At 44.6% G+C, this 24,212-nt stretch carries 26 protein-coding genes; 13 read left to right on the top strand and 13 right to left on the bottom strand.

The window, feature by feature from the left end; all coding sequences use genetic code 11:
- Positions 1-265: 265 nt before the first annotated feature.
- Entirely contained in the window at positions 266-622 is a 357-nt protein-coding gene (locus tag HGO26_RS05185; protein ID WP_028760396.1) for a glutathione S-transferase N-terminal domain-containing protein, read from the top strand.
- A gap of 148 nt (positions 623-770) precedes the next feature.
- On the opposite strand, the gene HGO26_RS05180 is transcribed toward HGO26_RS05185, so the two are convergent.
- Positions 771-1,460: an energy-coupling factor ABC transporter permease gene (locus HGO26_RS05180; protein WP_168823703.1), complete on the bottom strand. Its 690-nt coding sequence runs from the start codon at positions 1,458-1,460 to the stop codon at positions 771-773.
- A gap of 131 nt (positions 1,461-1,591) precedes the next feature.
- Here HGO26_RS05180 and HGO26_RS05175 point away from each other — a divergent pair, with 131 nt between their 5' ends.
- Complete coding sequence (locus HGO26_RS05175; RefSeq protein WP_168823701.1) at positions 1,592-2,053, top strand: hypothetical protein; 462 nt, start codon at positions 1,592-1,594, stop codon at positions 2,051-2,053.
- 137 nt (positions 2,054-2,190) lie between these two features.
- On the opposite strand, the gene HGO26_RS05170 is transcribed toward HGO26_RS05175, so the two are convergent.
- From HGO26_RS05170 to HGO26_RS05155, 4 genes are read right to left on the bottom strand one after another with little or no spacing between them, the layout of a single operon-like run.
- On the bottom strand, positions 2,191-2,370 hold the full coding sequence (locus HGO26_RS05170; RefSeq protein ID WP_006081200.1) for a Trm112 family protein: 180 nt from the start codon (positions 2,368-2,370) through the stop codon (positions 2,191-2,193).
- Positions 2,357-3,376, bottom strand: coding sequence for a tetraacyldisaccharide 4'-kinase (gene lpxK, locus HGO26_RS05165; protein ID WP_168823699.1), 1,020 nt, complete (start codon positions 3,374-3,376; stop codon positions 2,357-2,359). The genes HGO26_RS05170 and lpxK overlap by 14 nt, the downstream gene beginning before the upstream one ends.
- Positions 3,377-5,185: a lipid A export permease/ATP-binding protein MsbA gene (gene msbA / locus HGO26_RS05160; RefSeq protein ID WP_105252892.1), complete on the bottom strand. Its 1,809-nt coding sequence runs from the start codon at positions 5,183-5,185 to the stop codon at positions 3,377-3,379.
- Between the two features lie 32 nt (positions 5,186-5,217).
- On the bottom strand, positions 5,218-7,536 hold the full coding sequence (locus tag HGO26_RS05155; protein ID WP_168823697.1) for a DNA internalization-related competence protein ComEC/Rec2: 2,319 nt from the start codon (positions 7,534-7,536) through the stop codon (positions 5,218-5,220).
- Between the two features lie 32 nt (positions 7,537-7,568).
- Between HGO26_RS05155 and HGO26_RS05150 the strand changes: the two genes are divergently transcribed.
- The 5 genes from HGO26_RS05150 (at position 7,569) to HGO26_RS05130 (ending at position 10,277) form a co-directional block, all read left to right on the top strand.
- Positions 7,569-8,078, top strand: a complete 510-nt coding sequence (locus HGO26_RS05150) for a DUF2062 domain-containing protein (protein ID WP_028760402.1) — start codon at positions 7,569-7,571, stop codon at positions 8,076-8,078.
- Positions 8,079-8,335: 257 nt separating this feature from the next.
- Positions 8,336-8,740 carry a phosphate-starvation-inducible protein PsiE gene (locus tag HGO26_RS05145; RefSeq protein WP_028760403.1) on the top strand — a complete coding sequence of 135 codons (405 nt, stop codon included), beginning with the start codon at positions 8,336-8,338 and terminating at the stop codon, positions 8,738-8,740.
- Between the two features lie 158 nt (positions 8,741-8,898).
- A complete protein-coding gene (locus HGO26_RS05140) occupies positions 8,899-9,201 on the top strand; it encodes a PilZ domain-containing protein (RefSeq protein WP_028760404.1) in 303 nt (100 codons plus the stop codon).
- Between the two features lie 76 nt (positions 9,202-9,277).
- The gene (locus HGO26_RS05135) at positions 9,278-9,946 is read left to right on the top strand and encodes an AAA family ATPase (RefSeq protein WP_028760405.1); all 669 of its coding nucleotides are present in this window, start codon (positions 9,278-9,280) and stop codon (positions 9,944-9,946) included.
- Positions 9,933-10,277 carry a replication protein RepA gene (locus tag HGO26_RS05130; RefSeq protein ID WP_105252895.1) on the top strand — a complete coding sequence of 115 codons (345 nt, stop codon included), beginning with the start codon at positions 9,933-9,935 and terminating at the stop codon, positions 10,275-10,277. Before HGO26_RS05135 ends, HGO26_RS05130 begins: the two co-directional genes overlap by 14 nt.
- Positions 10,278-10,644: 367 nt before the next feature.
- On the opposite strand, the gene HGO26_RS05125 is transcribed toward HGO26_RS05130, so the two are convergent.
- The gene (locus tag HGO26_RS05125) at positions 10,645-10,887 is read right to left on the bottom strand and encodes a YecH family metal-binding protein (protein WP_028760407.1); all 243 of its coding nucleotides are present in this window, start codon (positions 10,885-10,887) and stop codon (positions 10,645-10,647) included.
- Positions 10,888-11,015: 128 nt separating this feature from the next.
- Between HGO26_RS05125 and HGO26_RS05120 the strand changes: the two genes are divergently transcribed.
- From HGO26_RS05120 to HGO26_RS05100, 5 genes are all read left to right on the top strand, one after another.
- Positions 11,016-12,713, top strand: a complete 1,698-nt coding sequence (locus HGO26_RS05120; protein ID WP_028760408.1) for a sensor histidine kinase — start codon at positions 11,016-11,018, stop codon at positions 12,711-12,713.
- Entirely contained in the window at positions 12,710-13,420 is a 711-nt protein-coding gene (gene btsR / locus HGO26_RS05115) for a two-component system response regulator BtsR (RefSeq protein WP_028760409.1), read from the top strand. The genes HGO26_RS05120 and btsR overlap by 4 nt, the downstream gene beginning before the upstream one ends.
- A gap of 199 nt (positions 13,421-13,619) precedes the next feature.
- Entirely contained in the window at positions 13,620-15,080 is a 1,461-nt protein-coding gene (locus HGO26_RS05110) for a carbon starvation CstA family protein (protein WP_168823695.1), read from the top strand.
- 182 nt (positions 15,081-15,262) lie between these two features.
- A complete protein-coding gene (locus HGO26_RS05105; RefSeq protein ID WP_168823693.1) occupies positions 15,263-15,646 on the top strand; it encodes a VF530 family protein in 384 nt (127 codons plus the stop codon).
- Between the two features lie 169 nt (positions 15,647-15,815).
- A complete protein-coding gene (locus tag HGO26_RS05100; RefSeq protein ID WP_028760412.1) occupies positions 15,816-16,271 on the top strand; it encodes a FlxA-like family protein in 456 nt (151 codons plus the stop codon).
- Between the two features lie 51 nt (positions 16,272-16,322).
- Here HGO26_RS05100 and HGO26_RS05095 read toward each other — a convergent pair whose 3' ends face one another.
- From HGO26_RS05095 to HGO26_RS05065, 7 genes are all read right to left on the bottom strand, one after another.
- Complete coding sequence (locus HGO26_RS05095) at positions 16,323-17,270, bottom strand: hypothetical protein (RefSeq protein WP_168823691.1); 948 nt, start codon at positions 17,268-17,270, stop codon at positions 16,323-16,325.
- A gap of 57 nt (positions 17,271-17,327) precedes the next feature.
- Entirely contained in the window at positions 17,328-17,942 is a 615-nt protein-coding gene (gene ribA / locus HGO26_RS05090; RefSeq protein ID WP_006087423.1) for a GTP cyclohydrolase II, read from the bottom strand.
- A 273-nt stretch (positions 17,943-18,215) separates the two neighbouring features.
- On the bottom strand, positions 18,216-18,572 hold the full coding sequence (locus HGO26_RS05085) for a YibL family ribosome-associated protein (protein WP_028760414.1): 357 nt from the start codon (positions 18,570-18,572) through the stop codon (positions 18,216-18,218).
- 114 nt (positions 18,573-18,686) lie between these two features.
- The gene (nrdG, locus tag HGO26_RS05080; protein WP_113938820.1) at positions 18,687-19,148 is read right to left on the bottom strand and encodes an anaerobic ribonucleoside-triphosphate reductase-activating protein; all 462 of its coding nucleotides are present in this window, start codon (positions 19,146-19,148) and stop codon (positions 18,687-18,689) included.
- A 114-nt stretch (positions 19,149-19,262) separates the two neighbouring features.
- Positions 19,263-21,380: an anaerobic ribonucleoside-triphosphate reductase gene (gene nrdD / locus HGO26_RS05075; protein ID WP_168823689.1), complete on the bottom strand. Its 2,118-nt coding sequence runs from the start codon at positions 21,378-21,380 to the stop codon at positions 19,263-19,265.
- A gap of 261 nt (positions 21,381-21,641) precedes the next feature.
- Positions 21,642-22,331 (bottom strand): hypothetical protein, encoded by a 690-nt coding sequence (locus tag HGO26_RS05070; RefSeq protein WP_113938822.1) that lies wholly within the window; start codon positions 22,329-22,331, stop codon positions 21,642-21,644.
- A 119-nt stretch (positions 22,332-22,450) separates the two neighbouring features.
- On the bottom strand, positions 22,451-22,939 hold the full coding sequence (locus HGO26_RS05065; RefSeq protein ID WP_168824108.1) for a MarR family winged helix-turn-helix transcriptional regulator: 489 nt from the start codon (positions 22,937-22,939) through the stop codon (positions 22,451-22,453).
- A 146-nt stretch (positions 22,940-23,085) separates the two neighbouring features.
- Between HGO26_RS05065 and HGO26_RS05060 the strand changes: the two genes are divergently transcribed.
- Positions 23,086-24,096, top strand: a complete 1,011-nt coding sequence (locus HGO26_RS05060) for an NADP-dependent oxidoreductase (protein ID WP_168823687.1) — start codon at positions 23,086-23,088, stop codon at positions 24,094-24,096.
- The last annotated feature ends 116 nt before the right edge of the window (positions 24,097-24,212 follow it).

The raw sequence follows: 24,212 nt of genomic DNA, 5'->3' as shown, positions 1-24,212 counted from the left end.
CGCTAAATTTCGACTTTAGCGGGCTTTTACCTTATGGCTAACCGTCATAACCAATCAAAAAACCATTCTTCTACAATCAAATCATCTATCTGTTAATTCACTCTAAAATGTTGGCCGTGCTTGGTGCCATAGGTTACACTCTGCGGCCTTTATACAACTGAGATCACATTTTTTAAACGACTGGATCCCAGACTCGCCGCACACTTTCTGTGGCGCCATAACGCACAAATGTTCTTCCACAAAAATTATCATTAAGGTCAATAACATGTTTATCATTCGCTGGATTTTAGGCAGGATTATTCTGTTTTTAAATTTCGTATTTAGCCCTAAGAAGCGCCAACGTCCACTGGCTGAGCAACAAAAAATTGATGCTCAAACTCAAGCATTAGCCCTGTATCAATATCCTGCATGCCCATTTTGTGTAAAAGTCCGCCGTGCAATGCGTCGCCAAGGACTCAACATAGTGACCCACGACGCTAAAAAAGCGCCGCATAAAGATGAACTCATCGCTCAAGGCGGCAAACAGCAAGTGCCTTGTCTGCGGATTGAAGAAAACGGTCAAGTACAGTGGTTATATGAATCAAAAGAAATCATTAACTACTTAGACCAACGCTTCGCCTAAATCACGGCGCAACGGTCAGCGCAAATATACAAATAAGTGCGTCCAATAACCTTTTCAATCGTCTGTTCAATGGGCTCCTTACAAAGGGCTTTACGTTGGAATGACGAGGTTTCGGGCGCAGTTCTTTTATTGCGTTGTTTTATCGCATTTACTTACGCCACAAATATTCACGGTCAGAATAATCAAATAACCACTGGGGCTGATACACCACCAATAGCGTCACCGCCATGCCATTAAGCAATGCCTCTGGGAATGCCAGCAAAGGGATGAGTATCAGGTAGTCGTCTACTAACACATTCCAATCGTAATCCGCTGCAGACCACAACCACATCGCCCAACTCAATTGATGAAACACAGTTGAGAGGCCCGCATTGATAAAACCACCGACGAAGATGAATACAAAAATATGTTTAGGAAATAAGTGGTAACTGCGACTATATAGGATAAAACACAGAAACAGCGGTGCAGCCATAGCGAACAAACTAAAAGCACCAAAATCAGCGGGCTGCTTTAATACAAAAAGACTAAAAAAAGCGCTAGGCAACAGCAACATTAGGGTCGCAAGACGCCAGCCGAACATCAGCATGCAAGTGACAATTCCCAGAAAATGCAGATGCAACCCAGTTTGAATACTGGCATTTAACGACCACAGTGCATTGATCCCCACCAACGTCAGCAACAAACGTAATTGGAGATGTTTATCCCGCCGGAGCTGCACTAACTCTTCTTTTGGCCATATGGCGTAGATCCATAACGCCAAGAACATAAGGCATATACCTTGAGTCAGGCTCATATCCCATTCGATTTGCGCCCATTTATTCGACCAAAACGCCCACATTACTCGCCCATCCTTAATCCATTACACCTATCGGCGCGTGCTCGGCCTATGAGAATGCCATAAATCCATGAACTTTAGGGCCATATTAAGGTATTCTTCTGTCAGTTAATAACTAAGAGTTAAATTTGATTATGCCGTTTCGATATCTCAGCCTTGCCATCTTAAGTTGTTTCTCGCTCATCGCCTGCAGCAGTGCGCCAATTGACCCGAGTGAACTCGCCGGAAAATTACGGGATAAGTTAACGACGGATATTAAAAGCGATGGCCTTAAACTCTTCAGCTACAAAGCGCGTCTGGTCGATGAAAAGTCGACAATGAATGATACAGAGCACCCTTTTCCACACGAGGCACGCATACGTAATATGCAAGATCCCCGTGAGCAACGTCGCGCGATGCAAGATCTACAGGACTCATTAGAAATTTGGGGGAGACAGGTTGATTTGGGTTTAATCAAAACCCTTGAAATGACGGGTTATTGCCGCGAAGGTTATATTGAATTAAGCCGAATTATCGAGCCTGGTCGAGGAGAAATCCGCGGTGAGTGCCAAGAGGGGGCAACCAATGCTGATAAACAAAAATTTATGAGCTATTAACTAAACTCAAAGTAATGAAGAAACGTGCACAGTTACCAATACAAAAAACTTAAATCGGCTAAAAATAGCTAAAACGATAATAAGCAGAATAAAAAACAAGCATGCGCGTATGAGACAATACGCGCATTCACGTCACACTAAACTGATTCGGTCAGTGGCACAGCACGATTTTCCAATAACACAGGGATACCTTCAGTGATCGGATAAGCAAGCTTATCTGCTTTACAAATCAACTGCTGCGTCGTTTTATCGTACTCAAGTTTTCCCTTACACACAGGGCAAGCCACTATATCTAACAATTTTTTATCGAATGCCATGGAAGTTTCCTTGTTTAGCTGCAGCCACCTCGCGAAGACGTGCGAGCAGCTGTTCATCAAATTGTGGGGATAGCTTGGCATCGACCGCCAAATACCACCAGTTTTCTTGTGCAAAATCGCGACATTTAACCGCATCTTTTTCTGTCATCAACAGTGGCAAACCTTGGGCTAAATCACCTAACTGGGTTTTATCGTAGGCCTGATGGTCATCAAAACCATGGCAGAAGGCCAGTTGATAGCCTTGTGCGCGTAACGATTCAAAGAAACGCGCTGGATTACCTATGCCCGCCATCGCAACGAGCGGCTGAGACTTATCGAAAGTATATTCACCAGACATCGCATCACATTTAACAGGTTTCACTGCCGTAGGTGTCAGTTGCATTTCGAACTGCCCTTTTGCCGCTGGGCCGCCATTACTGACGATAAAATCCACGGTATCGAGACGCCACGCGCCTTCACGCAATGGACCTGCTGGCAATAGCAAGCCATTACCTAAACCGCGCTGACCATCAATCACCACCAGCTCAATATCGCGTGCCAGAGCATAATGCTGTAGGCCATCGTCACAGATGATGACATCGACACCAAACTCAGCAATAAGCGCATTAGCCGCATCGACCCGTTTAGCGCCAACCACCATGGGCACTTGAGTACGCGCCACTATCATGGCAGGTTCATCACCCACCTCTGCCGCACTTGCACCTAAGCAAACCGATTTAACGCCTTGAATATCAACACCGTAACCACGACTGATCACACCGGGGTGAAATCCATGTTGGCGCAGTAATTCAATCAGATAAATCACAGTTGGCGTCTTACCGCTGCCACCGACGGTAATATTACCGACGACGATGACAGGTACAGGCATTACAGTTTGTGATTTCATCCCTAGGTGAAACAAAGCGCGGCGCACATAAGTGATAACCGCGAATAAGCCAGATAACGGTAACAAGAGCCATCGCAGTGGATGGCCCTGATACCAGATTTTATTCACTAAGGCCTGCATCTAACTACCAAATTGCATTTGGTATAATTTGGCGTACATGCCATCTAATTCCAATAGTGATTGGTGCGTCCCGCGCTCGACAATCCGCCCCTGATCGACTACTAAAATCTGATCGGCACTCTCGATGGTCGACAACCTGTGGGCAATCACTACAGATGTGCGGTTTTGTCTGAGGTTATCTAACCCTTTTTGAATGGCTTTTTCTGACTCAGTATCCAGTGCGGAGGTCGCTTCATCGAGGATCAACACAGGCGCATCACGCAACATAGCGCGCGCAATCGCAATCCGCTGTCTTTGCCCCCCGGACAATAACACACCATTCTCACCCACTTGGGTATCAAGGCCTTGGGGCAGCTGATCAATAAACTCCATCGCATAGGCCAAGGTCGCAGCTTCAATGATCTGCTCACGAGTCGCCTCACCGGGATAGGCGTAGGCGATGTTGTTGGCAATCGTATCGTTGAATAAGGTCACCTGTTGCGATACCAGTGCCACTTGATTGCGCAGCGATTTTAGCGAGTAATCGTAGATGCTGACGTCATCAAGCAGAATATCGCCGGATTCAAGGCCGGTATAAAAACGGGTCACTAAACTCGCAATAGTCGACTTACCTGAGCCAGAACGTCCAACTAAGGCTAAGGTTTGCCCAGGTTTGACTTCAAAATCGACATTCTCAAGTGCACGACGATCTTGGCTGTCATAGGTAAAACACACATTATCAAAACGTAGATGACCCTTAGCACGCTCGACAGTATAAGTTCCCGTATCGGACTCTGGCAGTGTATCCAGTAATTCAAACACTGTGGTACAAGCCGCAATACCCCGTTGAAATTCGGCATTCACTCGGGTTAAGTTTTTGATTGGCTGTAACATGGCCATCATGGCACCAAGAATCGTCGCGAAGGTACCCGCGGTAAGATCGGCTTTCATGCTGTCTAAGCTTGCCGCATAAAGTACAAAGGCTAAGGCGAATGAGCCAATAATCATGATCAGAGGCTGACTAATGGCTTGTGCCACAGCTAACTTCATATTTTGATGGCGGTTTTGATCGTTCACTTTAGCAAAACGGGTGGCTTCGGTTTCCTGTCCACCAAAGGCCAATACGTTTTTATGGCCTTTAATCATTTGCTCCGTAGTCGCACTCACCCCGCCCATGGCTGTTTGAATTTGCTTAGAGACCTTGCGGAAACGACGACTAACCACCGCAATGACCATGCCCATGATAGGACCAATCACAAGAATACAGAGGGATAGTTTCCAAGAGTTATAGAACATCAGCACCAGCATACCAAACACAGTCACACTATCGCGGACGATGGAAATCAAAGCACTTCCCGATGCTCGAGCGATTTGCTCAGTATCAAAAGTCACTTTTGAGATCAAGTTACCGGTATTTTCCTTATCCATATAACTGACAGGCAGGCTCAGATAATGCTCAAACACTTGCTGACGCATGTCCATGATCAAACGTGCACTCATATATGAAATGCCGTAAGTCGAAACAAAGTTAGCAAAGCCACGTAGGGAAAACATAACGATAACCACAAGCGGCGCCATCATAAGCACGTCGTTGTTTGCGTGGAAACCTTCACTGGTTGGCAATGCTATGCCGTTGGTCACCGCAGCAGGGGCGCCGCCGGAGAAACCCTTATCAATAAAGGGGCCGATGAAAGCGATAAAGGCGGCATCGACGAGACCATAAATAATTAATCCCGCAACTGAAAGCATAAACATGCCTTTCATCTGTTTTATATAGCCCAGTAATCGTTTGAAAACTGTCCACATTTCGTCTTTAGGAGATGTTGTCATTGATAACACTAAATTATGGCAAAGTAGGCATTCTACTCTGGATTAATCAAGTCACCAAATCTAAACAGAGAGTTGTACCAAAATGGCGCTAAATCACCACGATAGGTCTTAACCTCTCGCTCAGACTGCTGAAAAATCACACTAATCTGCCCTTCTATACCTGTAGTTAGGCCCATAATCTCCCGTTGCTGATACCGTTCAACCACTGTGGATTTTGGAAACCCCCAGCGATTAGCAAAACCAGCAGGAAACAAGACTAACTTGGGGGCAACAGCATCAATAAAGGCTTCAGTTGACGAGGTTTTACTGCCGTGGTGAGGCGCAACGAGCACTTCACTTTGTAACTCATACTCACCACTTAGGGCACGACTTAATAGCGAAGTTTCGATTTGCTTTTCGATATCACCCGTAAGCAGTAGACTCTGCCTGTCATCATCAATGCGTATAACACAGGAACCATTATTACCCGCTAACGCTTGAGGCGGAGAAAGCAAATTCAAGCTCAGCCCTTGCCATTGAATCTGCCTTGGGCGGCAATCTTGGCCGCTAAAACCAGCCACATCTGTGATCACTAAAGCCTTAGGGTAAGCCTCAATCAAAACAGGGGCACCACCTGCATGATCGTTATCGCTATGGCTGATAACAATATAATCAATCTCTTGAATGCCTTTGGCTTTTAGGAAAGGCAATATCACCCGTTCCGCATAACTGAAGTCATCACCAAAGGCGGCACCAGTGTCGTAAACCAGCCCTCTACCATCCTTTTCAATAACCACAGCTAAACCTTGGCCCACATCCAGTAAATGCATAGCCCATCGATTATTTTGGACAGGTGACCACAGCGTAATACAGAAAAGCAAAACGGGAATAAACAGTAAACTCAGCAGGCTTAACCAAGAAGTATAATTTTTATTTTTAGGCACATAGCGCCATAACACACCACCGATGAGCGCGGATAACCCCAAGGCTAATATCGTATCTGAAAGCGCTAACCAGTGGGCTGGCAATTGCTGGCTTATGTCTAGCAACTGCGCATAGGGTGATAAACTCCAATCACTTAGGCGAAGCAGTCCCAACCAAGAGAACCCAAACGCAGTACCAACCCACCAGCATATAAATCCCGCCATAGCTAATGGGATAACAACAAAACTAAACCATGGCACAGCTAGGATATTCATCCACAAGCTGTGTAAACTCACACCACCAAAGAGTGCTCCTTGCAGTAATCCAAGCCCAAGGCTCAAGCGCCACTGGATGGCCCAAAATTGTAAAAGCCCCGCGCCTACACGCGTCCTTCGAGTCGACACAGCCGTAAACTCTTTGGGCTGGATGACTAAGGTATATAAAATCACCCCTAAAGCACAAAACGACAGCCAAAATCCCGCACTTAAACAAGCAAGCGGGTCGAGTAACAATACGACAAACAATGCAAACAGCAAGCGCTCCCACGCAGTAGAAAATCGCTTTAATAAACTCAGTAGCATTAACAGTAAAATCATCACGAGTGCACGCTGAGTCGACACACCAAAGCCTGCAAGATAAGCATAAAATGCGGCGCCTATACCTGCCGCGACTAACGCAAAAGTCATATTCCGTCGACTCTGATGTGACACAAAACGACTCAATCCAAACAAAAGGCAAGCGTATACCCATGCCGCGACGACGGAGAGGTGCAAACCGGAAATCGCCACTAAATGGCCAGTGCCAGTCTGCCTTAGTGCTTGCCAACGAGCTTTTGAGATCAAATGCTTATCCCCCAAAAGCAAAGCGAGTAAAATGTCACCTTGAGGTAAAGAGGCTAATTCAGGTGTCAATGCGCTTATGAGGTCATTACGCAATGAAGGCGAAACCGCAAGTAACTGCGCCTCAATCACTCGTCCTTTACCGACCACATGTTGACTGATTAATTGTTTTTGTTCGTTGTAGCCGCCTTGATTTAGCACGCTAGCAATGCTCTTAGGTGTCAACGTAAACAGCCAAACCTGACCCACATCGACTTCTGGCGGATCTTTCCACGTGAGTCGCAATTTTGCGTTTGGCCCTAAGATTAAATTTGGTTTAATGAGCGATATATCCAAACTTAGCCAGTCGCTGTTTCGACTAACTAGTGATATGATTTCGCCCCTTACCTGTATAGGTTGTTGTAACACTGGCAAATCCTGCCTAGATAATCCTAAGCAAAAACCAGTTAGCCATGCTACCGCAAAGAGCCCACCTGCACAGACAGGGATTTTTCGGTGTAAGATTAACGCCCCAACAACAAGGTAGGGTATGTAACTGACTGGCGGCAGCGAAGGCCATAACATCGCTGATAATAAGATGGCACTAAAGCCAAACATGAATCGATTCATAGTGAATTAAGTTAAGACAGCAATTTCAGCATATGCCAAAAAAATTAATTAAAAGATTTATGCCTAAGCCTGAAACCTTGCGTGAGCATAAACACTTACGCATGTTCGGACGCTTGTTACATAATCCCAATCTATGGGCACTTAATCGAAAATCCGCCCCAGGCGCATTTGCCGTAGGGTTATTTGTCGCTTGGATCCCCATGCCATTTCAGATGGTTGTTGCAGCGGCTTTTGCCATTCTATTTAACGTTAATATTCCCGTTTCAGTTGCATTAGTATGGATAACCAATCCCTTAACTATGCCAGTGATGTTTTATGGGGCGTATTTGCTCGGTGCTAAAATACTCGGCCATGCTCCGCAAGATTTTGCCTTCGAAGCAAGTTGGCAATGGATTGAAGCATCGCTTGCGACCATAGGTCCGGCATTCTTACTCGGGTGTCTCGTGCTAGGAGTGGTTTTTTCCGCTGTCGGTTATTTGCTGATTAATAATCTGTGGAAATATTCAATTATGTTTAAGTGGCAGAAACGCAAGAATAAATAATCTTTTATATTCAAACTGCTTATGTTGGTACAACGATTGAGTCGAGGTAACAGCATAAGCGGATTAACACATTCGCTCTCGCTTCCCTTTTGTTCATCATATAAATCACCTTCTACATACAAGCACGTTAACTCCACTTTGCGCCGAATTTAAGATCGTACATATCTGTGAATTAAATCACACAGCGGCACCTAGCTTTTCCCTAAAAACAGATTTTTGCTGTTACTATTTATAAAAACATCAAGTAGGGAATATCCATGCCTTTTTATCATCAATATGGTTCTAAAAGCCTCAAAGCCGTTGAACACTTAGTCCTATTTATTATTGCCATTGCCACCGTTGTCGCAATAGGCCAAGAAATTGTGCATATCATCTCTGTACGTATGGTCGCACTGGCCGATTTACTCTTGTTATTTATTTTCTTAGAAGTGTTAGCCATGGTGGCTAACTACTATGAATCCGGTAAGTTACCAGTACGTATGCCGCTTTATATTGCGATTGTCGCCTTGGCCCGTTACCTAATCTTAGATATGAAGAGCATGGAAGACTGGCGTATCGCAGCAATATCATTATCGACGCTAATTTTAGCGGCAACCGTGATTGTGATTCGTTGGGGCCAATTAAAAATGCCTTATCCAAAAAATCAAGAATACGACAATTAATCAAATACCTGAGTTGGTGCTATTGAAACCTAAATCAATGGCACCTGCTGTTCTCGTTTTAAAACTATTATCAAAGACCTAGCTTTCACATTGGTATTCTGCCAAAAAGCAATTATGCTAGTTTTACTGAGATCAATAATTTACGGGGCAATTGAGTTATGGGTGACCATACTACTGGTTTTGAAGAAAAACGCACATCACTGCGAGTCGACATGGAAGCAGAGCGCGTGGTTTTGAATTGGATCGACACTCAAGGCATGAAGCAAACAGATGAAGGTGTGTGTATCGACTTAGCAAGACGCGGCATTTTATTCGATTATAAAAATCCGTTTGCACTCGGGGAACTCATCGAAGTGACCTTTAATCCCAATTCATCCCAACAAAATACCGTTAAAGGACAAGTCTGCCGTTGCGCGAGATGCCATGACCAAAGCTACCACATTGCTATGCAACTGCTTTAATTTAACTTAAATTTCGCAGCTTTAATGGCTCTGTTCTACACTCAATGAATTGAACAATTCATTAAGGGGCGTCAGTATGATCTTGCTGGTAGGTGGTGAAAAAGGTGGTAGCGGAAAAAGTTGTCTCGCTCAAAATCTTGCCGTTTATATTAAGCAAAAATTTCAGGCAAACGTCCTCATGGTCGATTGTGATCCCCAGCGCACGACTTCAGATTGGATCCAAGCAAGAAATAATGATCCAAGCCTCCCAAGTATTAATTGCATCCAACTTTACGGCAAGATTCGTAATGATTTACTCAGCCTCAATGAGCGTTTTGACTACGTAATTGTAGATTGTGGTGGCCAAGATAACTTAGCCATGCGCGCAGCTATGTCGGTAGCGACTTATGTTGTGATCCCCCTCAGACCCAAAAGACGCGATCTCAAAACATTACCCCACATGGAAGACATGCTAAGTACTTGTAAGATGGTGAATCCTAAAATGATCGCGACTATAGTGCTAACCCAATGTCCAGCACTTCCTACACAGTTTAAACGCATTTTAGAAGCCAAAGATGTGGTGCAATCCTTTGGACTAAGGGTGCTAAATTCAGTTACATTTTGCCGAAATATTTATGATGACAGTGAAGAAAGAGGCTCTTCAGTCGTCGAAATAGAACCCGATGGGAAAGCTGCCGATGAGATCCGCGCCATAGCGGATGAGTTATTCGCAATGCCACCAGAAAATAGCTATGAGCTTAACTGATCTTAAACGTAAGAAACCTAAGCAAATCATCAAGCCGGTTTCTGTCGATGATTTCATTGAAGATGCCAATAACTACGCTTTAGGTAAGGCGAGTTTATTAGCTGCGCCCACCACACACACCATAGTTAAGGGCTTAGATAAAAAATCGACTAAGATTTATCGCCACGCGACCTTTACCCTCACTGAAAACAGCATTTCCCAGCTTGACGCCCTATCGAAATCCACCAATATTGCAAAATCTCGATTACTGCGTATTTTGATCAATGAATTTACCCAACTCACTCCCGCACAGCAGGAGCAAATTGCAAATAAGCGCCACGATGAAACCTGAGCTTCAACAAAACGATTACACGTCTATGTGGCTAAAAACCAATCAATAAAATACAACAACATAAAATGAGTACGCTATGGCACTGTGTATTATACCAGTCATATTAAATAGTTAGTCAGTTCAGAGCCTCACTGGCATCTTAATCCAAGGCGCATTGACGCAGAAATGGTCATTCCCTTTTAAGTAATGCAACACCGGAGTGGGATGCCTGTGTGGCTCCAGAAGGGCGGCTGATATTCACTGCATGGCAACCCGCTTATACAGCGTTTAATGCTTTAGACAGAGCACCTCTATGCCTTCAAGCCTTCGCCTTGTCTAAAGCGAGTTAAATTCCCGCTGAATAAACAGATAGTTAATACGATGGGTATTAATGCTCACACTTTCGCCCTGCTACAAGTTGTATACCTTGGGACGTTTCGTAAAACTTACCTTTACCTATGAGTAACTCAATTAATGCTTCGGCACTCAAATCAGTTGCACTACAAGTATGGTATCGAGCCGCCGAGCCAAACTTTTGCTCCATCATGGAAATTAATTCAGGCTTTATAATAGCGGCCCCTTGAGCTACCATCAGCGCCATAACATCATGACCGTGAACAGAATTGGACATATGTCCTCCTAAAGATGCAATATTATTGTTCTTTATATCCTAACGGTTAAATTCGAACCCTGATCTCGCGCACAAACTTTCAAATGGGGACGACTGCGCCGACATCTGTGACGATAATGTGAGCCATTATGTCTTTGATCCTATTACTGACCCAACAGATGTCGCTGTACTTAGTGATCGTTTACTTAGTCAGTAAAACGCCACTGTTTAAACTGTTTGCCGAAACGTCTCCTCGTCTGCCACATAAGATTTTTATGTATCTGATTTTTTCGAGTTTCTGCATCATGGCCACTTATTTTGGTGAGCAAACCTCGGGAGCGATTGCCAACACTCGTGCTATGGGCGCCGTTTTAGGCGGATTATTAGGAGGACCGGTTACTGGTTTTCTAGTGGGGCTGACTGGTGGGCTACACCGCTACAGTATGGGCGGCTTTACTGATATAGCCTGCGCCATCTCCACCACCTTAGAAGGCTTATCCGCAGGGATGATAAGCTTCTACTTAAGACGCGCAGATAAAAGTGAGCTCATCTACAATCCATTACTCGTTTGCCTAGTGACTTTTTATGCTGAAATGATGCAAATGAGCATCATACTTTTGGTCGCACGCCCCTTCGATGATGCATGGGAATTGGTACGTCAAATCGCGCCGCCCATGTTGTTAGTGAACTCCGTGGGAGCGGCACTCTTTATGAGCATGATCCGTGACCAAAAAACCATGTTTGATAAACTCTCATCGAGCTTTTCGACTAAGGCATTAAAAATTGCCGAACGCAGTGTCGGATTACTATCCAAAGGATTTAACGAAGAAAGTAGTAGTCATGTCGCCCAAATCGTCATCGAAGAAACCAATGTGGGTGCAGTGGCCATCACGGACAGGGAAAAACTGTTAGCCTTTATTGGCATAGGCGCCGATCACCATCTCCCTGGTACACCGATTTCGTCCAAAATAACCTTAGAAGCCATCAATCAAAATAAGGTCATGTTTGCCGATGGCGTTGAAACGCCCTATGCATGCTCTATTTCTTCTCATTGCCGTCTAGGGTCAAGTCTAGTGATCCCGCTGCGCAGTGATACTGAAGTCATTGGCACGATTAAACTCTATGAGCCTAAGAATAAACTTTTTTTGAATATCAACCGTACTTTAGGTGAAGGTATTGCCCGCCTATTATCAAACCAAATTCTTTATGGGCGGTTTGAGCAACAGCAAAATCTACTGACTCAAGCCGAACTTAAATTGCTGCAGGCTCAGGTCAATCCGCACTTTTTATTTAATGCACTGAATACCATTAGCGCGATTATCAAACGTGATCCTGATATGTCTAAGCAGCTACTGCAGCAGTTATCGCAATTTTTACGGATCAATTTAAAGCGAACGACAGGCTTAGTGACGCTTGGGGATGAGCTAGATCACATAGCGTCCTATCTCACCATTGAAAAAGCGCGTTTTATTGATAAATTACAAGTCAGTATCGCGATACCTGAATCACTCTACCACTGTAAAGTCCCCGCCTTTACCCTGCAGCCAATTATTGAGAATGCCGTAAAGCACGGCACTTCGCACATGATTGAACAAGGGCAGATTAAAGTGACAGGCAAGCTCGAAAATGATGTGTTGGAGCTAGAAGTCACAGACAATGCCGGGTTGTATCAGCCCATTGAGGGATCAGAAGGCCTAGGGATGAACTTAGTGCATAAGCGAATTCAAAATATTTTTGGCGAACAATACGGCGTGACAGTGGAGTGCGAGCCCGATCAATTGACTCGTGTCACCATAAGATTGCCCATAGAAAGCCCTGAAACATCAAATATGGATAACCGTACGTGATCACTTGTTTAATTGTCGATGATGAGCTGTTTGCTCGTGAAGAATTAGCTGACCTTTTGGGGCAAGAACACGACATTCAAATCGTCGGTCAATGCGCCAATGCTATTGAGGCATTGCAGAGCATAACCAAAGAAAAACCTCAGTTAATCTTTCTTGATATCCAAATGCCACGCATTTCGGGCATGGAACTTATTGCAATGCTCGACCCCGATGACATGCCGAAAATCGTGTTTGTCACCGCCTACGACGAATTTGCCGTCAAAGCCTTCGACAATCATGCCTTCGATTATTTACTCAAACCCATAGATGCCGACAGACTCAGTAAAACCCTCACTCGTGTGCGTAAAAATCTAACGCCTCAGGCTATGGACTCCATTACCCCAAAGAGTCTTGAACATATTCCCTGCTACAGCGGCAATAAACTCAAAGTCATTGCAATCCAAGATGTGGAATATGTGTTCAGTGACTTAAGCGGCATCCATGTGGCCAGCACGAAAGGCAAAGTCCATACCCAGTTGACCTTGAAAGTGTTCGAAGAAAAAACCCCACTGGTGCGCTGCCATCGGCAGTATTTGATTTCACCTAAGGCGATTGCTGAAATTGAGCTGTTAGATACAGGGGCTGAAGTCACCACTCATTTAGGCGATAAAGTACCCGTATCACGCCGCTATCTTAAAAGCCTTAAACAGCTATTTGGCTTTCAATAAACACAATCCAAAAGTCATCTTAGCGACGTATTTTTAGCCATAAGATGGCCAACAACACTCACCGTTAACATAGAATGGTAACCACTTAAGCTCGCCTATTGCCGCTCACACTGCATTTTCGACCACTCATTGAGATTACAAAGTTTTATATCAACAACTTATTTACACTCGCCAGAACTCAAATGGGGAGATAACAAAAATGATGTGGTTCCTACTCTGTGTCGGTCTACTGATCGGCGGCTACTTTATCTACGGCGCCTTTGTCGAGAAAGTCTTCGGCATTAACGCTAATCGTCAAACACCCGCTTTCAGTCAAACTGATGGCGTCGACTTTGTGCCTATGTCTAAAGGCAAAGTCTATTTAATTCAATTATTAAACATTGCAGGTGTAGGCCCAATCTTTGGTCCTATCTTAGGTGCACTCTATGGTCCTGCAGCTATGTTGTGGATTGTGGTTGGCTGTATCTTTGCAGGTGCAGTGCATGACTACTTCTCCGGTATGTTGTCAGTGCGCAATGGCGGTCAATCCGTGCCAAACCTTGCGGGTAAGTATTTAGGTAAGACCGCCAAGCACTTCATGAACGTGTTTGCTATTGTGCTGTTACTGCTCGTCGGTGTGGTCTTTATCTCTGCGCCTGCAGGCTTACTTGGCAAGCTTATCGGTTGGGATGTCAGTATCTTCGTTGGTATAATCTTCGTCTATTATCTGATTGCAACTGTGGTACCTATCGATAAAATTATCGGTCGTTTGTACCCCTTCTTTGGCGCTTTATTGTTCTTCATGTCGTTTGGTTTAGCTTTCGCAATTATGCTATCAAGCGAGCACACCTTACTGCCTAACGTACAAGCGGGCGATTTCTTCCAAAACTTAAATCCGAACGACATGCCACTTTGGCCTGCCCTATTCATCACTATTGCCTGTGGCGCGGTATCGGGTTTCCATGCTACTCAATCACCGTTAATGGCCCGCTGCGTTGAAAACGAGACTAATGGTCGCTTCGTCTTCTTTGGCGCCATGATTGGCGAAGGCATTATCGCATTGCTTTGGTGTGCCATCGCGTTGTCTTACTTTGGCGGAGTTGAAGGGTTAAGTGCGGGCATGTCAGGTAACCCTGCCAACGTCGTCTATGAGGCCTCTACCGGTCTGTTAGGCGCTATTGGTGGCTTTATGGCTATCCTAGGAGTGATTATTCTACCGATTACCTCAGGCGATACGGCTTTTCGTTCTGCGCGTTTGATTCTGGCTGAATTTTTCAAGATGCCACAAATCTCACTACCAAAGCGCTTAGTGTTAGCTCTCCCACTGTTTGTTATCGGCGGCATATTGACCCAAGTGGACTTTGGTGTGATTTGGCGCTACTTCGGTGTAGCAAACCAAGCCACTGCAGTATTAATGCTGTGGACGGCTTCGGCTTACCTGCTACGACATAACAAACTACATTGGATTGCGACAATTCCAGCGATGTTTATGACCACTGTGGTTATCACCTTCCTACTGAACTCGTCAACCTTAGGTGCCGGTTTACCTATGACGGTATCAACCATAGCGGGCATAGTCACAACCTTAGTGATTACAGCACTCTTGATTGTGAAAACCAAAGGTAAAGGCGAAATTGATTTACTGGTTGAAACTAAGCTTAAAGAGACAGTCAAAGACTAGTCAAACAATTCAAATGACCAACCTAAAACAGGCGCTTTATTGCGCCTGTTTTGATCATACTGCTCCACCAATAGCAGCTATCACAGGTTTAAGCTAGCAAGGTATTCAAGCTTTACTCGATACCATTCCACACTGTATCAGGCATACAAAACTGCTATACTCCCGCCATAGCACATTGCAACATGCATAATATGAATCAATCGAATAACCCGCTCCACGGCATTAAACTGGAAACGATCATCACTTATTTAGTCGAGAAATACGGCTGGGAAGAATTAGGGGAAAGAATTAATATCCGCTGTTTTACCCACGATCCCAGCATCAAATCCAGTTTACGTTTTTTGAGAAAAACAGAGTGGGCGCGGGATAAAGTCGAATATCTTTATTTAAGAGCCAACAAATTACCCTTGCCGCCACCTAAAGCGGAAGCGAGTCAAACCGCTAAGAAGCCTGCGGCAAAAATTGCGACGAAGAAAACCAATCAAACTCCCCCTGACAAGTCAGCTAAAAGCGATAAACCTAGCACAGATGACAAAGTAAATAGCCATATTTGGGGTAATAGTTAATCTTCGCCCTCTGCAGCCATAAAACGTGAACAGCCCTCACTTGAGGGCTGTATTGTCATCAGCAATATCGCGCTTTTTGCCAAATAAGCCAAAAATTAGCTTCAGTTTTCCAATTAATGGCCGATAGCGATTTGAGTATCAACACAGTTTGCATCTAATGGAGTATGGAATGAGCATTAATGGAATAAACAGTGCCACAATCGGCTCAACTTTCACTCCGGTATCGAGCGCATATATCGCAGCAACTCCTGCCACAACAAAAACGGCGACTAATGAATCGACAGCAGATGCGCAGGATACTCAAGACACAGTCTCCATTTCTTCAGCCGGCCGCGCCGCATTGTCCGCAGATGTAGGTGCCCCTTTAAGAGACAATGCTGCAGCAAAAAAAGATGGAACAGAAAATGATGCGTCAGAAGAGCCCATGACGTTAATCGACCAACAGATCCAGAAAATAAAAGAGCAGATCAAAGCACTACAAAAAATGCTGGCCAAACTTAAAGGAGATGACTCTGAGGTTGCGGAGCAACAGCGTAAGTTAATCCAAGAACAAATAATGCAGCTAAGTAGTCAAATAGCGACCTTGACTGATAAGAAGATGCGCGACGCGCAAAAGTCAGCTTAGACAAAATAACTGACCAATAGTCTTTGTAATACATCCCGTAATGGATGATACCTAGATAGGAAAGCTAAACATTAAACGCCAAACATTGAGCCCATCGCCACGACGATAACTGAATCCGATGCGATCAACACTCAACAGTTCGTCCCCAAGGGGCTTAGAAAACGCGAGGGAGAAGCCTGCCTCATAGCTGCCAGAAACAATAGTATCTTGCTCTATCTCGCTAATAAATCTAAGTTCATTGAAATACCAATAGCCTACGGCAAAGATCCTTGGTTGCACCTGCAGATCCCACCATTGCCAGCGTGGTGCTAACCCTAAATCAACACCTGTTTGTAGTACTGCAAATTGATCAGAAAACTTACCATAGTGCTCGCTGTACCCAGCAAAGCGTAATCTCGATACCCACACAGCATCCTGCCCTGCTAAGGTAAAGTCATACAAGCTACTAATCCCTGAGGCAATAATAGCAACGTTATCGTTTTTATCGAAGTTAGTGCCAAAACCGATATCTAAATACCCTTCCATTCTAGTATTTTCGCTCGCCTGCCAATGATGCTCAAAACCTGGGGTAACTGTCATAGTACCTATCGACGACGGCAACTCACCTTCAGTGATATCTTTGGCTAGATAATCAAAAAAGCCAAAGGAGATAGGTAAACGTAACCAAGTTTGGCTACCGCTATCTTTCTTTAAGTCAAAAGTTAACGGAATGCTAACGACAGTGGCATTTTGGTTTGCAGCGCGGTAAACGCCAGTGCCAAGATAACTACCAAAGGCGTAAACGGAATTTGGATTAGTGCTAGTTTCTATCGGATTACTACCATTAGCATTACTATTAGGTGCATGATTGATAGAAAAGCTGGGAGCATCCGCTTGAGATGCAGATATGAATGTATTTGTAGCGGAAATACTATCGGCAAAGGTGGTAGAAATAACGCTCAGTAATGCCAAGCACATTAGCGACAAGCTTAATAGCAACCGACTGAAACAATGGCTCAATTGACTTAAACCTTCCTCATTTTTAACTCAATCGGTCGACTCATCATGATGACAAAACTACTTATTTTCATCCATAAAATGATATTCAGACATCATGTGTCCAAGCTCAGTGGATTTAGTTTTTAAGTACGCTTCGTTATAACGATTTTTACCAACTTGCAGTGGTACGCGCTCAACCACTTCGATGCCAAACTCCTTCATCGCTTTCACTTTACGCGGATTATTGGTCATCAAACGCACATGCTTCACCCCTATCTGTTCCAGCATAGGCTTGATCATGTCGTATTTACGCATATCCGCTTCGAAACCGAGTTGCTCGTTGGCTTCAACCGTGTTGGCGCCTTTATCTTGCAGCTCATAGGCGCGAATTTTATTCAGCAAACCAATGCCACGGCCTTCTTGGCGTAAATAGAGGATAAAACCACTGCCCGTTTCCGCAATATTTTGCATGGCAGCTTGTAACTGAAAACCACAGTCACAACGCAAGCTAAATAAAGCATCGCCGGTTAAACACTCGGAATGAATACGGCCCAACACAGGTTCATCCGCACTGAGTGTACCGAATGTGAGCGCAACATGCTCTTTACCTGATTCGGTATCTTCAAAACCATGCATGGCAAACACGCCCCAAGGAGTGGGTAACTTTGACGTCGCGACATATTTTATCGACATACTTAACCTTAACGACAACTCTCATTCCATGAGACGAATAAGATCCCTAGAAACAAAACGAGGATTAGGCACTTAGCCAACTAAGCGCACTATTCTAAAGTGTTTTCGAACAATCCAGAAATACTTTAGTGTTTTAATCAACTAAACCAAACATGAATGTCTTTTCGATGGGCAGCACGAAGGAATGGATTAAAACGAAGCAGTGCATTAAATACAAGGAGCACAAACACGCGATCGACACTCGATCCCGTGCCAGTGACATCCTATCCCACATTAAAATTTTGCGGGAGCGTATCCAGTCACTTCCGTTAGCCCCATTTCACGGCCGATAGCCGTCATAGGGTGGATTACCACAAGCCCTTTGACAGACTTTTTCAGTTTGCCCATGTCCGCTTGTTCCGCTTTTGTCAAAGCACGATGGAAAGGCAAACCTTTGATATCTGACCCTTGCTTATTCAATAAGCGGGTTTGTTGTCCTTTCACACTGCCGATTTGCTTAGTAACCGCAGCGATTTCGCGTTTGAACTGGGCAATAATGACGTCATCGCCTCTTTGTTCAGCCGCAGCAAGTTTACGACGAAATTTATCTAATTTATCGTTAAGCTGCTGCAGTTCTTGCTTTAAATTCATTCTGTTACCTTAAATTACCTAAGTTAGCCACAGTAAAATCTTAGCCTGATTATGCTAGCATCTGTGTCAAGGCCTGAGATTATAGCAGCAAGTTACAGATCCTCGTTACCGCTTTTATAACAAACGAATGATCTGATTGCTGCTACCGCGAAAGACAAGACTCGGATCGGCAAGACTTTGTTCAAATTTTCCGTCCACCAGCACATCAATATAGGCCAACACGGCGCGCTGTTCATCACTCAACTCATCGAGCACATAACCTGTCCACAGCCAAATATCCTTCCCCTTACACTCAGCCTTGACTCGTTTGACGAGCGTCAAAATGGCACTGAGATTGACAGGCAATAAAGGATCTCCGCCCGAAAGCGATAAACCTCGGCGCACAATCCGCTTATCATTAAGATCGGCAATAATCCTATCTTCCATCATCCTATCAAATATATGCCCAGAACGGGGATCCCACGTGCTTTGGTTGTAACAACCGCGGCACTGGTGCTCACAGCCAGAGACAAACAAGGTCGCACGGGTACCTGGGCCATTGACCACATCGATAGGGAAATATTGATGGTAATTCATTGATGGTCACTCATAGTGCATTTCATCTTTTAACACTGACACTCATCCCGTGGCACTATTTGATGCCACGTGATGCCACGGAATAAGTCTAACAGGCTGAATAAGGTAATAGTGTTACAAGTGTTTGATCCTACGTTTTACTTCTTCTTGCTTGCCATAATTAAAGGGCCGCGCATCAGGACTGCCTAAGTAACCGCACACACGGCGCGTCACAGAAACCCGACTAGGCTCATGATTGCCACACTTAGGGCAAGTGAACCCTTTACTGGTACAACTAAATTCGCCGGTAAAGCCACAGTCATAGCATTCATCAATTGGTGTGTTAGTGCCATAGTAAGGCACGCGGCTGTAGCTATAATCCCAGACGTTTTCAAGCGCTTCGAGGTTATGCTGCATATTGGGATATTCGCCATAACAAATAAAGCCACCGTTCGCGATAGCGGGATATGGCTGTTCAAAATCAATTTTATCGTAAGGGTTAACACTTTTTTCCACATCGAGGTGAAAACTATTGGTGTAATAGCCCTTATCTGTCACCCCTGTGACTAGGCCAAATTGCTTCGCATCCAGTTTACAAAAACGGCTGCAGAGACTCTCACTTGGCGTGCTATACAGACTAAAGCCATAACCTGTTTCGGCCTTCCACGCATCGGTAGCCGCTTTAAGATAAGCTACAATAGCAACGGCTTTTTCCCTTAATTGTGCATCATCAAATACATGGGTTTGGGTGCCATAGAGTGCATTCATGGTTTCATGCAGGCCAATGTAACCGAGTGAAATCGAAGCGCGGCCATTTTTAAAGATTTGCGCCACATCATCATCAGCGCGCAAGCGTACACCACAGGCGCCTTCCATATAAAGGATAGGTGCCACACGGGCTTTAACACCATTCAGTCGCTCAATACGGGTATCCAGCGCTTTACGGGCTAATACTAATCTGTCATCTAAAATACGATAAAACTCAGTCTCATCGCCATTGGCTTCTAAGGCAATCCGCGGCAGGTTTAAACTGACCACTCCCAAATTATTGCGCCCTTCATGCACAAGCTCGCCATTTTCTTCATAGGTGCCTAAAAAGCTACGGCAGCCCATTGGGGTTTTAAATGAACCGGTAATTTTCTCGACTTGCTCGTAGTTGAGGATGTCGGGATACATGCGCATTGTTGCGCATTTGAGCGCCATCTGTTTTACATCGTAATTGCAATCGCCCGCTTTATGATTAATACCATCGCGAATCGCAAACACTAGCTTAGGGAATACTGCAGTCTTGCGATTTTTACCCAATCCCGCCATCCGCACTTTGAGCATAGATTGCTGAATTAAGCGTGATTCCCACGACGTACCTAAACCAAACCCAAAGGTCACGAACGGTGTTTGGCCATTGGCAGTGTGTAAGGTATTGACCTCATATTCCAAAGACTGGAATGCATCGTGACATTCTTTTTCAGTTTGCGCCGTGGCAAAGGCTTTGGCGTCGGTAATCTTCCAATTCAGGGCAATTTGGTAATGCTTGTCGTAGCTCTTAGCGACAAATGGCGCTAACACTTCATCGATACGGTTGATAGTAGTTCCGCCATAGATATGACTCGCCACTTGGGCAATAATCTGCGCGGTCACCGCTGTCGCTGTTGAAATAGACTTAGGGGTTTCAATTTCGGCATTACCCATTTTAAAGCCGTGGGTCAACATGCCAGCTAAATCAATCAACATGCAGTTAAACATCGGGAAAAACGGAGAGTAATCTAGGTCGTGGTAATGGATCTCGCCCGCTTCATGGGCAGCGACCACATCCTTTGGCAAAATATGACTCTTGGCGTAATGTTTGGCGACTATGCCCGCGAGTAAATCCCGCTGAGTAGGAATGACTTTTGAATCTTTATTAGCATTTTCATTGAGCAAAGCCGCATTGCTTTGCTCAACTAAACCACGGATTTCGAGGTTGAGTTTACTGGTCGCTTCACGGCACACATCTCTGTCGTGGCGGTATTCGATATACACCCGCGCCAGGGACTTGTACGGCCCTTCCATCAGTAAATTCTCAACCGCATCTTGTAGATGGTGGATATCGACTTCAGCTAATGGCGCGACGCTCTGACTGATACACGCTGCCACTGTCGCTGCATAGTCGCCATCCTCTATTCCAACTGAGTTTGCAGCGGCATTCACTGCATCCCTTATCCTTGTTTCATCAAAAGGTGTGCGGCAACCATCACGCTTAATTACGACTGGCATTGTTCAGTTCCTCTCCATCTCGCCTAAAAATTAACACTACATCTAGTGATTTTAAAAGCATAAAACACAATATGTAGAGCATTAGGCTACAATGACGGTAAGGAGTCCATGATCCAGATCATAGTTTTTAGGATGAAATAAAAGAACAAACAAGAACTGCAGCTAGGCCCAATTATCTGAAAATTGCGCCTTGACCTGCTGATTAAACCCAGCTAGTTGAATGCGTGACAATTTGTGTTTATCACGCACTATGGATGTGAATTAACGTTTAGCAAGCGCAAGATAACTACTGAGTTGGCCCGATGCAGATTGATGTGCCCCCATAGATGAAGCAAGTTGCATCATAGATTTTAGCCCCTGCCACTGCTGCTTTTGAGCATCCGTAAGCGGAGGTTCAGAATTCAAATAATCCGTCAATTGGCTAAGGACTTTCGTGGCCTTCTGGGCTAGCACCGGCGACTGAGCATCATCCATATTGGTTAAGACGTTTTTAGCATCAACTAAGGTATTGATAAGAGGATTATTAGGTGATTTTTTAGCTAATGACTTGATTTCATCATCTAAAAAATCTTGCAACGATTGTTTAGTCGGCGTTGTTGTGCTCGGCACTGTAATACCGTTTTTCGATAAACGCTCGAGTTGCACATCCGATAAAATGCCATCTTTTTGTAAGCGCGACACCAATGCGGGAATATCGGCGACGCCAAATTGACCATCGGCAAAAAAATCCTTCGCCATCGATTGAATTTTCTGTGCGCGTTGCGCCCTTGGCGACAGCGCTATCTCATCGGTTTTACCGTTATCGGGTTTGGTAGCATCCGTCTGCGTTTTATTTGTTTCTATCGTAGTATCGGTTTTAGCCGTGCTCGTCTTTTGGCTATTGGCACCATAGGCATCGGCGATACTGGCACTGCTGCGATTAAGATTAAAGGCATTTAAAATAGAATTCATCGTCAAAAATTCGGCGTCTAAGACTCAATGACGGTTTTAAAGCAAAAACTAAGCCAATCAAATATTAATCAGTGCAACCCCTGAGTTAATAGCATCACTATGCATAAACCAACTTATATCTAGGACTGTATATCTTCGATCAAGGCAAGACATTGCCGCCTTAGTAAATCGAGTGCCTCAGCGTCCATCTGCACTTTATCAAGCAAGGTTTGCTTCAAGGCAAGAGCTTCGTGCCTGATACCCTCTCCTTGACTTGTCAGAGTGATCAGCTTTTTCCGCTCATCTTCAATGCAGGCCAAACGCGTGATCAAGCCTTTTACCTCTAATCGCTTAACGATAGGCGTTAGCGTCCCCATATCGAGCTTAGTCGCCGCTGATAGCTGGGTTTGGCTACAGCCGTTTTGACGCCACAGGGTTTGCATCACCAGATATTGAGGAAAAGTTAACTCGTATGCCTCGAGTAGAGGCCGATAAGCACGCACTAATGCATTGCTCGCAGAATATAACGCGAAACAAACATTATCGGATAAACAGAGTGGATCGCTAGAAGCTTGGCTATGAGTCTGTTTTGTAGCGTCTAGCTCAGGTTGAGGTAAGCAATTCTGCACGTTTAAGCGCCTGTCATTTAAAGATAACACTATCTTATCCGATCTGTCCCACCCCATCTAGTTTGCGCGCAAACTATTTGCATTCAATCTTAAAGCCACGTAGAGTTAACATCATTAGTTTGCGCACAAACAAAAAGTGATTTTTTATGAAGAGTATGACTGAAACCCGTGAAATCCATCTAGCTAGTCGCCCAGAAGGCATGCCTACAGCACAGAACTTTACTTTAGTAAATAAAGCGTTAGCACCTCTCGCTGATGGACAAGTGCTGATTAAAAATCTATGGATGTCGGTTGACCCTTACATGCGCGGGCGCATGGTTGATCGCAAGAGTTATGTTCCGCCCTTCGCCTTAAATCAAGTCTTAGAAGGCGGTGCGATTGGTGAAGTTATCGCGTCAAAAAACACCGAGTTCCCGGTTGGTACTAAAGTCAGCAGCATGCTAGGTTGGCGTGAACACGCAGTCACAGATACCGCAGGACTGACAGCTTTACCACTAACTACGCTTGATAATTCACATTTCCTCGGCGTACTCGGAATGCCAGGCATGACAGCTTGGACAGGACTGACTCACATTACAGATTTAAAAGCGGGTGAGACACTGTTCGTTTCCGCAGCCTCTGGCGCAGTAGGTAGCGTAGCCTGCCAAATTGGTAAACTAATAGGTGCTCGTGTAATAGCCTCTGTCGGTTCAGATGAAAAAGCTGAATTATTAAAAAGTTATGGTGTTGATGCGGTCATCAATTACAAGACTTGTGGCAATCTTACCCAAGCGTTGACAAAAGCAGCCCCAGAAGGAATTGACGTGTATTTTGAGAACGTCGGTGGCGAGCATTTAGCCGCAGCGCTGAGCAATATGAAAGATCATGGACGTATCGCTGTTTGCGGTATGATTTCGCAATATAACAACACAACTCCAACACCTGGCCCTGACAACTTAGCCCTAATTGTAATGCGAAAACTCAAGTTAGAAGGTTTTATCGTATCCGAACATTGGGCGCATTATCCTGAGTTCACCGCAAAAATGGCTCAATGGTTAGCGGAAGGAAAAGTCAAAGCAGAACAAACAATTTATCAAGGGCTTGAACAAGCACCTGATGCTTTTATCGGTCTATTTGAAGGTAAGAATCGCGGTAAAATGTTGGTAAAACTAGCCTAAGTCACCAACAAAGCGGTATAAACATCTCAATATGAGATAACAAATAGTCGGTATCGCAAAAGTGATACCGACTTTTGTTTATCTTGCAATCAAACGCTATCTATATGAAAGCTTTT

The sequence above is a fragment of the Shewanella oncorhynchi genome, assembly GCF_012584455.1.
In the GTDB taxonomy this organism is placed as follows: Bacteria; Pseudomonadota; Gammaproteobacteria; order Enterobacterales; family Shewanellaceae; genus Shewanella; species Shewanella oncorhynchi.
The sequence above is the reverse complement of the archived record's forward strand: the minus strand, read 5'-3'. Positions and strand labels throughout refer to the sequence as shown.

Bases quoted from the DNA above. Each gene is read 5' to 3' on its own strand.
- HGO26_RS05060 (WP_168823687.1), top strand. From the start codon at position 23,086: ATGAAGAGTATGACTGAAACCCGTGAAATCCATCTAGCTAGTCGCCCA.
- HGO26_RS05140 (WP_028760404.1), top strand. From the start codon at position 8,899: ATGGGTGACCATACTACTGGTTTTGAAGAAAAACGCACATCACTGCGA.
- ribA (WP_006087423.1), bottom strand. From the start codon at position 17,942: ATGTCGATAAAATATGTCGCGACGTCAAAGTTACCCACTCCTTGGGGC.
- HGO26_RS05145 (WP_028760403.1), top strand. From the start codon at position 8,336: ATGCCTTTTTATCATCAATATGGTTCTAAAAGCCTCAAAGCCGTTGAA.
- HGO26_RS05180 (WP_168823703.1), bottom strand. From the start codon at position 1,460: ATGTGGGCGTTTTGGTCGAATAAATGGGCGCAAATCGAATGGGATATG.
- HGO26_RS05130 (WP_105252895.1), top strand. From the start codon at position 9,933: ATGAGCTTAACTGATCTTAAACGTAAGAAACCTAAGCAAATCATCAAG.
- HGO26_RS05100 (WP_028760412.1), top strand. From the start codon at position 15,816: ATGAGCATTAATGGAATAAACAGTGCCACAATCGGCTCAACTTTCACT.
- HGO26_RS05155 (WP_168823697.1), bottom strand. From the start codon at position 7,536: ATGAATCGATTCATGTTTGGCTTTAGTGCCATCTTATTATCAGCGATG.
- nrdD (WP_168823689.1), bottom strand. From the start codon at position 21,380: ATGCCAGTCGTAATTAAGCGTGATGGTTGCCGCACACCTTTTGATGAA.
- HGO26_RS05110 (WP_168823695.1), top strand. From the start codon at position 13,620: ATGATGTGGTTCCTACTCTGTGTCGGTCTACTGATCGGCGGCTACTTT.
- HGO26_RS05150 (WP_028760402.1), top strand. From the start codon at position 7,569: ATGCCAAAAAAATTAATTAAAAGATTTATGCCTAAGCCTGAAACCTTG.
- msbA (WP_105252892.1), bottom strand. From the start codon at position 5,185: ATGACAACATCTCCTAAAGACGAAATGTGGACAGTTTTCAAACGATTA.
- nrdG (WP_113938820.1), bottom strand. From the start codon at position 19,148: ATGAATTACCATCAATATTTCCCTATCGATGTGGTCAATGGCCCAGGT.
- HGO26_RS05120 (WP_028760408.1), top strand. From the start codon at position 11,016: ATGTCTTTGATCCTATTACTGACCCAACAGATGTCGCTGTACTTAGTG.
- HGO26_RS05185 (WP_028760396.1), top strand. From the start codon at position 266: ATGTTTATCATTCGCTGGATTTTAGGCAGGATTATTCTGTTTTTAAAT.
- HGO26_RS05125 (WP_028760407.1), bottom strand. From the start codon at position 10,887: ATGTCCAATTCTGTTCACGGTCATGATGTTATGGCGCTGATGGTAGCT.
- HGO26_RS05175 (WP_168823701.1), top strand. From the start codon at position 1,592: ATGCCGTTTCGATATCTCAGCCTTGCCATCTTAAGTTGTTTCTCGCTC.
- HGO26_RS05170 (WP_006081200.1), bottom strand. From the start codon at position 2,370: ATGGCATTCGATAAAAAATTGTTAGATATAGTGGCTTGCCCTGTGTGT.
- HGO26_RS05135 (WP_028760405.1), top strand. From the start codon at position 9,278: ATGATCTTGCTGGTAGGTGGTGAAAAAGGTGGTAGCGGAAAAAGTTGT.
- lpxK (WP_168823699.1), bottom strand. From the start codon at position 3,376: ATGCAGGCCTTAGTGAATAAAATCTGGTATCAGGGCCATCCACTGCGA.
- HGO26_RS05070 (WP_113938822.1), bottom strand. From the start codon at position 22,331: ATGAATTCTATTTTAAATGCCTTTAATCTTAATCGCAGCAGTGCCAGT.
- HGO26_RS05085 (WP_028760414.1), bottom strand. From the start codon at position 18,572: ATGAATTTAAAGCAAGAACTGCAGCAGCTTAACGATAAATTAGATAAA.
- HGO26_RS05105 (WP_168823693.1), top strand. From the start codon at position 15,263: ATGCATAATATGAATCAATCGAATAACCCGCTCCACGGCATTAAACTG.